The organism is Cupriavidus sp. FW305-27 (genome assembly GCF_058787995.1).
Window position 1 is genome coordinate 17,519 of the sequence record NZ_JBYTAG010000081.1, and the last position, 12,538, is coordinate 30,056.

At 65.3% G+C, this 12,538-nt stretch carries 11 protein-coding genes and 1 pseudogene; 7 read left to right on the forward strand and 5 right to left on the reverse strand.

Annotated elements, in window-relative coordinates; genetic code table 11:
- Window positions 1-33 precede the first annotated feature (33 nt).
- Window positions 34-798: an SDR family oxidoreductase gene (locus AC3WRI_RS28865; RefSeq protein ID WP_492294575.1), complete on the reverse strand. Its 765-nt coding sequence runs from the start codon at window positions 796-798 to the stop codon at window positions 34-36.
- A 165-nt stretch (window positions 799-963) separates the two neighbouring features.
- Here AC3WRI_RS28865 and AC3WRI_RS28870 point away from each other — a divergent pair, with 165 nt between their 5' ends.
- The 6 genes from AC3WRI_RS28870 (at window position 964) to AC3WRI_RS28895 (ending at window position 8,798) form a co-directional block, all read left to right on the forward strand.
- Window positions 964-1,896 (forward strand): LysR family transcriptional regulator, encoded by a 933-nt coding sequence (locus tag AC3WRI_RS28870; protein WP_011617130.1) that lies wholly within the window; start codon window positions 964-966, stop codon window positions 1,894-1,896.
- Between the two features lie 168 nt (window positions 1,897-2,064).
- Window positions 2,065-2,544, forward strand: coding sequence for an Lrp/AsnC family transcriptional regulator (locus AC3WRI_RS28875; protein WP_010809356.1), 480 nt, complete (start codon window positions 2,065-2,067; stop codon window positions 2,542-2,544).
- A gap of 165 nt (window positions 2,545-2,709) precedes the next feature.
- On the forward strand, window positions 2,710-5,406 hold the full coding sequence (mdeB, locus tag AC3WRI_RS28880; protein WP_492294577.1) for an alpha-ketoglutarate dehydrogenase: 2,697 nt from the start codon (window positions 2,710-2,712) through the stop codon (window positions 5,404-5,406).
- Between the two features lie 181 nt (window positions 5,407-5,587).
- On the forward strand, window positions 5,588-6,778 hold the full coding sequence (gene ampC / locus AC3WRI_RS28885) for a class C beta-lactamase (RefSeq protein WP_492294578.1): 1,191 nt from the start codon (window positions 5,588-5,590) through the stop codon (window positions 6,776-6,778).
- Between the two features lie 157 nt (window positions 6,779-6,935).
- Entirely contained in the window at window positions 6,936-7,382 is a 447-nt protein-coding gene (copM, locus tag AC3WRI_RS28890) for a CopM family metallochaperone (RefSeq protein ID WP_058697108.1), read from the forward strand.
- 36 nt (window positions 7,383-7,418) lie between these two features.
- Window positions 7,419-8,798 (forward strand): YncE family protein, encoded by a 1,380-nt coding sequence (locus tag AC3WRI_RS28895; protein WP_492294580.1) that lies wholly within the window; start codon window positions 7,419-7,421, stop codon window positions 8,796-8,798.
- A 35-nt stretch (window positions 8,799-8,833) separates the two neighbouring features.
- On the opposite strand, the gene chrA is transcribed toward AC3WRI_RS28895, so the two are convergent.
- The 3 genes from chrA to AC3WRI_RS28910 form a co-directional block, all read right to left on the reverse strand.
- The gene (chrA, locus tag AC3WRI_RS28900; protein WP_492294582.1) at window positions 8,834-10,066 is read right to left on the reverse strand and encodes a chromate efflux transporter; all 1,233 of its coding nucleotides are present in this window, start codon (window positions 10,064-10,066) and stop codon (window positions 8,834-8,836) included.
- A 109-nt stretch (window positions 10,067-10,175) separates the two neighbouring features.
- Window positions 10,176-10,388: a hypothetical protein gene (locus AC3WRI_RS28905; RefSeq protein WP_010809351.1), complete on the reverse strand. Its 213-nt coding sequence runs from the start codon at window positions 10,386-10,388 to the stop codon at window positions 10,176-10,178.
- Between the two features lie 25 nt (window positions 10,389-10,413).
- Window positions 10,414-11,112: a hypothetical protein gene (locus tag AC3WRI_RS28910; RefSeq protein WP_492294584.1), complete on the reverse strand. Its 699-nt coding sequence runs from the start codon at window positions 11,110-11,112 to the stop codon at window positions 10,414-10,416.
- Between the two features lie 578 nt (window positions 11,113-11,690).
- On the opposite strand from AC3WRI_RS28910, the gene AC3WRI_RS28915 reads away from it, so the two are divergent.
- Window positions 11,691-12,185, forward strand: a complete 495-nt coding sequence (locus tag AC3WRI_RS28915) for a 3'-5' exoribonuclease (RefSeq protein ID WP_011617160.1) — start codon at window positions 11,691-11,693, stop codon at window positions 12,183-12,185.
- Between the two features lie 39 nt (window positions 12,186-12,224).
- On the opposite strand, the pseudogene AC3WRI_RS28920 reads toward AC3WRI_RS28915, so the two are convergent.
- A pseudogene (locus AC3WRI_RS28920) lies at window positions 12,225-12,538 on the reverse strand (hypothetical protein); the annotation flags it as partial.

The following is a 12,538-nucleotide window of genomic DNA, read 5'->3' on the forward strand; positions in this document are numbered from 1 at the left end:
CCCCCCCCCCCCCCCCCCCCCCCCCCGGTGGGGTCAGGTGCGCGTGATCGAGACGCCGCCATCCACCAGCGATGCCGTGCCGGTGACGAAAGCCGAATCGTCCGATGCCAGGTACAGCACCGAGCGCGCCAGTTCTTCCGGCGTGGCCACGCGCTTGAGCGCATGCAGGTTGGTGATGAACGCCTGTGATTCCGCGGTGTCGTTCATGGTGCGATACATGTCCGTGTCCACGGCGCCCGGCAGGATCGCATTGACGCGGATGCCCAGCGGCCCATACTCGGCCGCCAGCGCCTGCGTCAGGCCGATCAGGCCGGACTTGCTTGCCGCATACGCGGCCACGCCGGGAAAGGCGACGGTGTAGCCAACGAAGGTCGAGGTGAAGATCACCGAACCGCCGCCATCCTTCAGCATCTGTGCAAGCTGGTGCTTGGCGCCGAGGAATGCGCCGGTGAGATTGATGGCAAGGGTGTCGTTCCAGCCGTCTGCCGAAACCCCGGTGCTGGGCCCGCCCTCGCCGAGCGTGCCGGCGTTGTTGAAGGCGATATCCAGGCGGCCATAGCGCTCGACCGCCAGCGCCACCAGCGCGCTGGCGTATTCCTCGCGCCGCACATCGCCGGCGAGCGCCACCGCGTCGCCGCCGGCGTCACGGATCTGCGCCACCAGGCTGTCCAGTTCGGACTGGCGGCGGGCACCGACTACCACCCTGGCGCCCTCGGCGGCAAACAGCAATGCGGTGGCGCGGCCAATGCCGGCACTGGCGCCGGTAATGATGGCAACTTTTCCAGACAAACGTCCCATGATCGATCTCCGGTCTGGCGCGGGGGCAACTTGCTGGTCCACAGCGCCGGTTTTGCGGGTAGGGCAGCAGGAACCGTCCTGCTGCCTCGTGAAACCAGTATGGGCAACGCGCGTGGTTCGAACTAGACTGAAGATCGCGGAACAACTTTCCGGATATGCCGAACAATGTTCAAGCTAGAAGGTGTCGCCAGCTTTGTCGCCGTGGTCGAGGCAGGCTCTATCAGCGAGGCCGCGAGGCGGCTCAACTTGTCCAAGTCCGTTGTCAGCGAACGCCTGGCCGAGCTTGAAAAGGCAATGGGTGCCAACCTGCTGCGCCGGACCACGCGGCGGCTGTCGCTGACCGAGGATGGCGCCGCCTTCCTGGAGCGGGCCACGCGCATCCTGCATGAAGTGGAGGCGGCGGCAACCGATGTTGCCGAGCGGCGCGGCACCCTGGCCGGGTCGTTGCGGATTTCCGCGCCGGTCACATTTGGCCGGATGCACCTGGGGCCTGCCATCTATCCGTTCCTGGCCCGGCATCCGGAACTGGAGCTGAGCCTGGACCTGGACGACCGCCGCGTGGACGCGGCCACCGACAGTTATGACGCCGTGGTGCGGCACGGCCCGCTGGAGAGCTCGCGCCTGGTGGCATGGCAGCTTGCCCCCAGCCACCGCCTCCTGGTCGCATCCCCGGATTACCTGGCGCAGATGGGCGCGCCGGCAACGCTGGCGGAGCTGCAGCAGCACCGTGGCATCTTCTACGCCAACCGCGGCGCGGCTGACTGGCGCCTGCACGGCCCCGACGGCACCGAAATCGCCCGTGCCGCCGTTGCGCTGCGCGTCAACAACGGTGACATGATGCGAGATGCCGCCATCGCGGGAGTCGGCATCGCGTTGTTGCCGACCTTTATTGCCGGCGATGCCATCCGGCAGGGGGCGCTGGCCGTGATCGAGGTCGGCCTGCGGGCCGAGCCGGAATCCATTTATATCGCCCACCCGGAAGGCCGGCGGGTGTCGGCGCGGCTGCGCGCGTTTGCGGAGTGCGTGCGCACGGCCATCGGCAGTCCGCCGTACTGGGACGCATGGGCGCAGGCACGCGGGGAGGGCGCGGGAACCTGATGCCGGCTGCTGGCCGGGTTCCACGATCGCCATGTGGCGGCCCTGCAAGCCTGGAGGTTTGCCGCCCGCGCCGCGCGGCCTGTATTCTAGCGCTCTGCCCGGCGCCCCGTTTCCGCAAGGAGGCAGGGCGCCATGCACTTCACATCGAGCCGGCCATACAGGAACCCCATGCAGGAACCCGAACTGGATGAAATCAATATCCGGATCCTCGAGGCGTTGCAGCGCGACGCCAGCCTGACCAACGTCGAGCTGGCCGCGCGCGTCAACCTCTCGCCGTCGCCTTGCCTGGCGCGCGTGCGCGCGTTGGAGCAGCGCGGGATCATCCGGCAGCGCGTGACGCTGCTCGATCCGCAGAAGCTTGGCCTCAACGTCAACGTCTTTATCCACGTGTCGCTGGAGCGGCAGGCGCGCGAGGGGCTGGATGCCTTCGAACGCGCCGTGCGCGCGCTGCCCAACGTGATGGAGTGCTACCTGATGACGGGCGATGCCGACTACCTGATCCGCGCCGTGGTGGCCGACGTGCAGGCCGTGGAGCGGCTGATCGTCGACGAGATCACGCGCATCCCCGGCGTCGCCAACATCCGCAGCAGCTTCGCACTCAAGCAGGTGATGTACGACACAGCCTTGCCGCTGCGCAATCCGCGCTAGCCCGGCGTTCGGCGTGGGATATGCCGCGGCCTCAGCATTTTCGAGTGGTTTTTATGGTGAGCGGCAGTGGATTGTGCTGCCACCTGCCGGATGGGCAGTCAACTTCAGCACCTCATGCGGGAGGGCACTCCATAGAATGGGACAAAACCCATTGGAGACTTCCCCATGACCGACCTTGCCTCCCCACACGCCCGCCTGCTCGCCCAGGCCATGCCCGACGGCGACGACGATCCGCAGGAGACGCGCGAATGGCTGGACGCGCTGGAGGCAGTGGTGGCGCAATGCGGGCAGGAGCGCGCGCGCTTCCTGCTCGGCCGGCTGCTCGATGCCGCCCCCGCGCTGGGTGTGTCGACCACGGCGCAGAGCAACACGCCTTACCTGAACACCATCCCGGTCGAGCGCCAGCCGCCTTATCCGGGGGATCTGGCGATGGAAGAGCGCATCACCGGCATCGTGCGCTGGAATGCCCTTGCCATGGTGGTGCGCGCCAACCAGGCCTACGGTGAACTGGGCGGGCATATCTCCAGCTATGCCTCGGCGGCGGACCTGTTCGAGGTCGGCTTCAACCACTTCTTCCAGGGCGCCGATGCCGGCAACGGCGGCGACCTGGTCTACTTCCAGCCGCACTCGGCCCCGGGCGTGTACGCGCGCGCCTTCCTGGAAGGACGCCTGTCCGAGGCCCAGCTCGACAACTTCCGCCGAGAGGCGGGGGGGCAGGGCCTGTGCTCATATCCGCACCCCTGGCTGATGCCGGACTTCTGGCAGTTCCCGACCGGCTCGATGGGGCTGGGCCCGATCCAGTCGGTCTACCAGGCGCGCTTCATGCGCTACATGGAGCACCGGGGGCTGCAGGCCACTTCGGGCCGGCACGTGTGGGGCGTGTTCGGCGACGGCGAGATGGACGAGCCCGAATCGATCGCCGCGCTGCCGCTGGCAGCGCGCGAGAAGCTCGACAACCTGACCTTTGTCATCAACTGCAACCTGCAGCGCCTGGACGGCCCGGTGCGCGGCAACGGCCAGATCGTGCAGGAGCTGGAAGCGCTGTTCCGCGGCGCGGGCTGGAACGTGATCAAGGTGCTGTGGGGCAGCGCCTGGGACCCGATCTTCGCGCGCGATCACTCCGGCGCGTTGCTGCGCGCCTTCGCCTCGACCATGGACGGCCAGTTCCAGACTTACAAGGCCAAGGACGGCCACTATGGGCGCGAGCATTTCTTTGGCCAGAACGAAGCGCTGAAGGCATTGGTCGCGCATATGACGCCGGATGAGGTGGCGGCGCTGAACCGCGGCGGACACGACCTGCGCAAGCTCCATGCGGCCTTTGCCGCGGCACGCGCGCACAAGGGCCAGCCCACGGTGATCCTGGCCAAGACCATCAAGGGCTATGGCATGGGCAATGCCGGCCAGGCGCAGAACACCACGCACCAGCAGAAGAAGCTCGACATCGAGGCGCTGAAGGCATTCCGCAGCCGCTTCGGCCTGGAGCTGTCCGACGAGGACCTGGAATCGATGCGCTTCTACCGCCCGGCCGAGGACAGCGCTGAGCTGCGCTACCTGCGCGAACGCCGCCAGGTGCTGGGCGGCTACCTGCCGGCGCGCCAGCGCCAGGCCGACACCGTGGCGGTGCCGCCGCTGGCGCAATACGGCCAGTTCGCGGTGGCGGCCGACCAGAAGGAGATGTCGACCACCATGGCAATGGTGCGCATGCTGACCGGCCTGCTCAAGGACAAGGCGCTCGGTCCGCGCGTGGTGCCCATCGTCGCCGACGAGGCGCGCACCTTCGGCATGGCCAGCCTGTTCCGCCAGGTCGGCATCTATTCATCGCAGGGCCAGCTGTACGAGCCCGAGGACGCCGGCTCGATGCTGTACTACCGCGAGGACATCCGCGGCCAGATCCTGGAAGAAGGCATCACCGAGGCCGGTGCGACGTCGTCGTGGATTGCCGCGGGCACCGCCTACAGCAACCATGGCACGGCCATGCTGCCGCTCTATATCTACTACTCGATGTTCGGCTTCCAGCGCATCGGCGACCTGATCTGGGCCGCCGGCGACCAGCGTGCGCGCGGCTTCCTGGTGGGCGCTACGGCAGGCCGCACCACGCTGTCCGGCGAAGGGCTGCAGCACCAGGACGGCACCAGCCACATCATTGCCGCCACCATCCCCAACTGCCGCGCCTATGACCCCGCCTACGCCTATGAGCTGGCAGTCATCGTCGACGAGGGCATGCGCGCGATGATGGAGCGCCAGGAGGACGTGTTCTATTACCTGACCGTGATGAACGAGAACTACGCCCAGCCGTCGATGCCGGCGGGCGTGGAGCGCGACATCGTGCGCGGCATGTACCGGCTTGCGCAGGTGGAAGGCGGCGGGCGCGCCAGGGTGCGGCTGCTCGGCAGCGGCACCATCCTGCGCGAGGTGGAGGCCGCGGCGCAGATGCTGGCCGAGGACTGGCAGGTCGACAGCGAGGTGTTCAGCGTCACCAGCTTCTCCGAGCTGGAGCGCGAGGCGCGCGAGACCGCGCGCCAGCGCCTGCATCATCCGCAGGACAGCATCGCCCCCAGCCATGTGGAAGCGCTGCTGGCCGGCGACGCGCCGGTGGTGGCGGCCACTGACTACGTGCGCGCCTATCCGCAACTGATTGCGCCCTACGTGCAGGCTCCCTTCACGGTGCTGGGCACCGACGGCTATGGCCGCAGCGACAACCGGCCGTCGCTGCGCCGCTTCTTCGAGGTCGATCGCGCCTATGTCTGCGTGGCGGCGCTGCGCGCGCTTGCGGCGCAGGGCACGGTGCCGGCGTCGGTGGTGGCCGAGGCGATCACGCGCTACGGCATCGACACGGACAAGCCTGCGCCGTCCTCGCTCTGATATCGCCGGCTTCACCTTGCAGGCCAGGCGGGGCGCTTCGGTGCGGGACTCCACATGCGACGGCGGCGGCTGTTAAGCTTTGTCCTTCTGCAGCCGCTCCAGTTGCGCGTCCGTGCCGCCACGGGCGCGCACCGCCATGGTCCGGCGCCGCCCCCCCCAGCATGATCGCCAAGCGCCGGATATGAAACGGATTCCTGTTGCCCGCATCGCCACCATCGCCATGGCTTGCAGCCTCTTCGCGGCCAATGCCAGTGCCGCCGACAGTGTCGGCCAGCGCCAGATAGAACGCGCTGTGAACGATGCCATCCGCCCCCTGATGGCGGCGCACGGCGTCCCCGGCATGGCCGTTGCCGTCACGGCCGGCGGCAAGCGCTACGTCTTCAACTACGGCGTCGCGGCGAAGGAGGGCCGGCGCAAGGTCGACGGCGACACGCTCTTCGAGATCGGCTCGGTCAGCAAGACCTTCACCGCGACGCTCGCGTCCTATGGACAGGCCCGCGGCACCCTGTCCCTGGCCGACCCTGCCGGGAAATACCTGCCGGCGCTTGCGGGAAGCAGCCTGGGCGCGACCAGCCTGCTCGACCTCGGCACCTATGCCGCCGGCGGCCTGCCGCTGCAGTTTCCGGATGCGGTCACCGATACCAGGACGATGGTCGACTATTTCCGGGGCTGGCGCCCCAGATATGCCGCCGGCAGCCATCGCCAGTATTCGAATCCCAGCATCGGCTTGTTCGGCTACCTGGCCGCCAGCAGCATGGACCAGCCCTTCGATGACCTGATGGAGAAGACGCTGTTCCCGGCGCTGGGCCTGGCCCACACCTACATCAGGGTGCCGAAGGCGCGCATGGGCGACTACGCCTATGGCTATTCGAAAGACGGCAAGCCGGTCCGCGTGACGCCCGGCGTGCTGGATGCCGAAGCCTACGGCGTGAAAACCACGGCGGCCGACATGATCCGCTTTGTCGAAGCCAACATCGACAGTGCCGGCCTGGACGACAAGCTGCGGCGTGCCATTGCCGGGACGCACACCGGGTACTTCAAGGTCGGCGACATGGTGCAGGGGCTGGGCTGGGAAATGTACGCCTGGCCCACACGGGTCGACAGCGTGCTGGCCGGCAGTTCACCGCAGGTCGTGCTCGAGGCGAACCAGGTGAGCCGGCTGGAGCCGCCGCTGTCATCGCCCGCCGATGTGCTGGTCAACAAGACCGGCTCGACCAATGGCTTTGGCGCCTACGTGGTCTTTGTGCCGGCGAAGCGGATTGGCATCGTGATGCTGGCGAACAAGAACTTCCCGGTACCGGAGCGGGTAAAGGCAGCGTTTCGGATACTGGCGGCCCTGGACGGTGCGCCGGGACGGGCGGATACCCCGTAAGGGGAGGGTGGGGCTGCGTCACGCATCGCAGGCCTGTCCAGCGGCTGGTCCGCAAAAAATCCGGCTTTCCATGGAATAGTCCACGCCCTCCATGTGTATACGCAGGTACCCCCCGGCCGCCGGCTAACGCCAGGCCCGGTAGAAAGGAGACCCTGCAATGCAACGGAGAACCCCAAGCAATGGCGTCGGCACCGCGGCACGCATCGTGCCGGCGCTGCTTCTATGGGCTGCAAGCTTTGCCGCGCCAGCCCAGGAAGCCCACCACCATCACCAAACCACTGCGGGGCAGGTGCCGCCGCCCTTTGTCGCCAGCACCGCAAAACCGTTTGCCGGCCTGATGGGTGACGCCATGGCCGTAATGGATCACGGCATGGCGCAGGCAGCCATGAACGGCATCCCCGACCACGACTTTGTCACCATGATGATTCCGCACCACCAGGGCGCGATCGACATGGCCAAGGCGCTGCTGCTGTATGGCAAGGACCCGGAGTTGCGCAATCTTGCACAGGCCATCATCACCGAGCAGCAAAACGAGATCCGCCTGATGCAGGCCTGGCTCCAGCGCAGCCAGGCCAGGGCACCTGGCGCCACCAATCCTCGCTAACCGGCGGACATACACCGCCCGCTTCTGGACCGAATCATGAAAAGACATGCCCTTATCCTTGCCGTGGCCGCGCCTCTCGCAGTCGCCGCGCCGCAGCCACGGGATCGCGTTTACACCGCCGACCAGAACAGCAACACCGTTTCAGTGATCAATCCGGCGAGCAACACCTTGCTTGGGCAGATCCGCCTTGGCAACGCGCGGCCGGACGTGCTGTCGCCGCTTTACAAGGGCGAGCTCAATGTCCACGGCCTTGGCTTCTCGCCCGACCATCGGACCCTGATCGCGATCTCGAACGGATCGAATTCCGTCGCGTTCATCGATACGGCGACCAACAAGGTCAAGGGCATTGCCTATATCGGCCGCTCACCGCATGAGGGCTTCTTTACCGCGGATGGAAAAGAGGTGTGGGTAGTCGTGCGCGGCGAAGACTATATCTCCGTCATCAACCCGGTGACATTCCGGGAAACCCGCCGCATCCAGACCACGGCAGGGCCGGGCATGGTGCTGTTCCATCCTGCCGGCAAGCTCGCCTTCGTGGTGTCCAGCTTCAACCCCGTGGTGGATGTCATCGATGTCAGGGCACACAAGGTGGTCAAGCGCCTCAGTGTCACCAGCCCGTTCTCACCGTTCCTGCAGTTCACGCCGGACTTCCGCGAGGTGTGGATGACGCACAAGGACGTGGGCAAGGTCACCCGCATCGACACCGAGAAACTGGAAGTGAAGGGCGTCTTCGACTCCGGCTTCATCACCAATCACCTTGCCTTTGCCAGGACCGCGCGTGGCACGTTCGCCTATGTGACAGTGGGCGGCGAAAACGTGGTCAAGGTATTCACCACCGAGGCCGAACCGCGGCTGGTCGCGACCATTCCGGTCGGCGCGCTGCCGCACGGCATCTGGGCTGCCGATGACAGTTCACGCATCTATGTCGGGCTGGAAAACGGCGACGCCGTCGACGTGATCGACACCGCAACGAACCAGGTCACGACCCGCGTGCCGGTTGGCCAGGCGCCGCAGGCACTGGTCTATGTCTCCAACGCAGTGCCAGGCGGCGACGGGACCGCCAACCTTGTGCAGAGAGCGAACAGCGATCCGGTCAACATCGCCCTTAAACCGGTCCGTGGCGATGCCAAGGGCTTTGTGGTCGCGCGCAATCTCGGTGTCGTCGACGCATTGGAAGTATCCCTGTTCAAGCTGAAGCCGCAAACCACGTACAGCGTCTATGTCGCAGGGCAGGCCACGCCCGTGGCAAGCTTCCGCACCAATGCGGCCGGCATGGCCAACGGCACCGCCATTGGCCCGCTGCGCGAAGTCGTGACGACGCTTTCGCCAAAGAGCGCCGCGCCAGCGAAGCTGATCGTCATGGAGGGCGATGCGGCGGCGGATCCGGCCGCGGCGGTGTTGGTGAGCGCGCCGTGATCTGAGCGTGGCGACCTGGGTTGGCGGATCCCCGGCTAGAGCGCCAGGATCCACCCACCCAGCGCCGCGCCGGCCACCACCAGTACGGGGGACACGCGGCCGTAGACGAGCAAGCCGAAGGCCGCCAGCGCCAGGCCGAAATCCGGCTTCGAGTGGATCGCGCTGGTCCACACCGGGTCGTACAGCGCGGCGGCCAGTACGCCAACGACGGCTGCATTGATGCCACCCATCGCGCTCTGCACCCCGTCGCGCTGGCGCAGGCTTTCCCAGAACGGCAATGCGCCGGCCACCAGCAGGAACGCCGGCGCAAAGATCGCGAGAAGCAGTACCAGCGCGCCCACCCATCCACCCAATGGCGCGGGCGAGAGCGCCCCGAGGTACGCGGCAAAGGTGAACAGGGGACCCGGAACTGCTTGTGCTGCGCCGTAGCCCGCCAGGAATGCATCGTTGCCGACCCAGCCAGGGGGCACCACGCCAGCCTGCAGCAGCGGCAGTACGACATGCCCACCCCCGAAAACCAGCGCTCCGGCCTGGTAGAAGACCGACACGGCCGACACCGCCATCGAACCAGTCATTGCGGCAAGGGCCGGGAGCAGCACCAGCAGCACGCCGAACAACGCGAGAAGCAAAGCGCCGACCCGGCGACTCACACCGTAGTTGAGATGCTGGGCAGGAGGCAGATGGTTCAGCTGCAAGGTCCAGCGCGCAACCAGGCCACCCAGCACAATGGCGGCAACCTGGCCCACCGCACTTGGCACCGCGAGGACCAGAAGCGCGGCCACGACCGCGATGCCGGCACGCAGCCGGTCCGGACACAGCGACCTGGCCATGCCCCATACCGCCTGTGCGACAACCGCCACGGCCGCCACCTTCAGGCCGTGGACTGCCCCGGAATCCGCAACGCCGGACCAGCGCGCAATGCCAAAGGCAAACAGGACAAGTGCAATCGCAGAGGGCAGGGTAAAGCCCATCCAGGCGGCCAGCGCGCCAAGCCAGCCCGCCCGCTGCAGCCCCAGCGCCATGCCAACCTGGCTGCTGGCTGGCCCCGGCAGGAATTGACACAGCGCGACCAGGTCCGAGTAGCTCTTGTCGTCCAGCCAGCGGCGGCGCTCGACGAATTCGGCTCGGAAGTAACCGAGGTGCGCGATCGGGCCGCCGAACGAAGTCAGGCCAAGTTTCAGGAACGCCCGAAGAACCTCTGGAGCCGTGCCACGTGTGGTGGTTGCGTCAGCGGCGCGGTTTGAGTCCTGGGCGGGGTTGGTGGGCATCGGCGGTTTCTCGGTTAAGGCTTCATCGGCCAGTCATGCCTCCCAAATTCGGCCTTACCATATGCGGAATTCCTGTGGCTCCGCAAAAGGCGTGGCCGAGCAGTCGGCTTCAGTCCAACAAAAACCCGCCCTCGAACGGGGCGGCGTAGTTCGCGTCGGCGCGCAACGCTTCGAACTCCGGCATGTCCGCGAACGGCGTCACCCGTATATCGACCTGGCAGCGCCATTGCTCAAGCGAATCGGACTGGATGGCCAGTGCCAGATGGCTCCTGTGCTTGCGCGACGGATACCGGAAACCGACCGGCGCTCCATCGCCAGTCAAGTCCCAATGATTTTTGACGTCGACATCAGCTGATCAGATCCGAACTGCGCGAGGGCAGCGCGGTCAACTGCGCGATCACCCAGCCCTGCCGCTCGCCGGCGGATTGTGCAAGGTGGCCACGCTGCGCGGCGGTAAGTGCCGCGCGCGATTGGAACGCCTTGCCCGCCAGCATTTCGGCAGGCGTCAGGTCGTCGAAGGCATCGACCGGGGTGACCCAAAACGCATGGATTTCGCTACTCGGCAGGTTCTTCATCTGGCGCAGCACCGGAACCAGCAGCTCCGGCACCGGCGGCGCGAATTGCCAGGCCGGGAAGGCGCGGCCGATCGCCTTGCCGCGCGGGGTGACACAGTAAAAGCGTGCATCCTCCACTGCGCGGTATAGTGTCGCCTGCGACATGGCCACCAGACCCTGTGCAATGACCTCCGAGGGCTTCAGATATGACACGGCGAGCCGGTTCTCGACATCTGCCGCCGGCGAGCCGGGGTGTCCGAGCGTTGCCGTCAGGCACTGGCGCACGATGTCCATCACGCGGGCACGTTCGCCCACGTCGATGGTGTGTTCCAGTTGCTCGTCGATGTCGTGGACCAATTTCTCGACCAGTTGGGGGCCGACCGCAATGGCGGCCGGCACGTGGGTACGCGGTGTCATATCAAACTCCATCAGATGACAACCCGGGGCGGGGCGAAGGCGGGGGGATGCTCGCTTCGCGATCAGATCGCGCACAGGACAACCGATCTTGGGCTAACGACGCTAGAGTCAACGCCAGGACGGATTCACATCGGGATTGGCACCTGCACTTTACTCAACTTTCTCAGGATTCTCAAGTTTCTCGCAGAGACCTTGCGCCGGTCGATCTGCCGCATCGTCATGGGTAATGGCTCCTGCTGGCATGACGGGCTCCCGCGCGCTGGAAGCCGTCAAGCTTACGCCTGCCAAACTCGGACATTTGAACTTAGCCAGAACCGGACATTACCGCTTAGCCGCTACACTCTATGCGCGCATAATAAGTGTTATGTTAAATCAAGAAGGTTGCGCCGCTGGCTGGAGCAAGCGCTGCGTGCAGTCAGTGCTCCAACGCAAAAGTGTGCACGAATTCGTCGGATTTAGCCCCGAAAGTGACTCTGTGATTTCTTTTGAGACCTCGTGCACATCATTGCGCAATAGGTCGACGCCTCTGCATTCCGTGCATGCCTTTCTGCCTCCAACGCACTTGTATAACGTGCGAGAATCCCTATAAGCATGATTCCTGTAGACGTCCGGTGGGCTCCGATTCGAAGATGCCTCGCCCGTCTAGACCTTCGATGCTGATATTCCTGGATACCGAGTTCACCAATCTCACTAAGCGAAAATTGATCAGCATCGGGATGGTGTCGGAGGATGGCCAGCACGCTTTTTACCGAGAACTACGGGATTTCGATCTCGATAACTGCAGCCGTTTTGTACGAGCCAACGTTCTACCCCTGCTCGGGCGTTTCCAGGATGCGGCCGTCGATCGTGCAAAACTCACAGATGACCTCAGACAGTGGATCGACACCCTTCCCCGCAGCTTAACCATTGCCTGTGATAGTGACTGGGATTGGGAGATCCTTTGTGAGATCGTAGGAAATCCACTCCCGGCAAACATCTCCGGACGATTTGATCTGCGTCCGCTCATTGACACGACCGTTTTCCACAAGGCCGTGTGTCGCTACCACGATGATTCTCATCAACCGTGGCACCACGCTTGGCATGATGCGCATGCTCATCGTTTTGGTTGGCTGGCGTGGAACGATACGCGGAGACGCGCGAAGCTGTAAAAAGTGGCCAACTCGCTATCAAGATCAAATGCTCAGTCCTCAGGTTCCGACGGCAGTGTCGCGCATCACCACAACGCCCGGATCGCAATGATCGTGGCCCGCCTGGTTGGCTTCCTCTTCCTTTTCAAATTCGGCGGCTTCCGCCAAGTTCGGCGTGTAGCCTACGTCACCATCCTTCGGGCAAACCTGGTAGCTGCGATCGAGTGGGCCCATGATCAGTGTTACCCACCTCGTCGTTAGCCCAAGGACTTTATCGATAAGTTGGGAAACCTGTTCCGGGTCATGCCAAGATAAAGCCAATCCGCTATCACAAGCCCTGTGGTTATATAGAAAGAAACGAACCGCTTCATTCC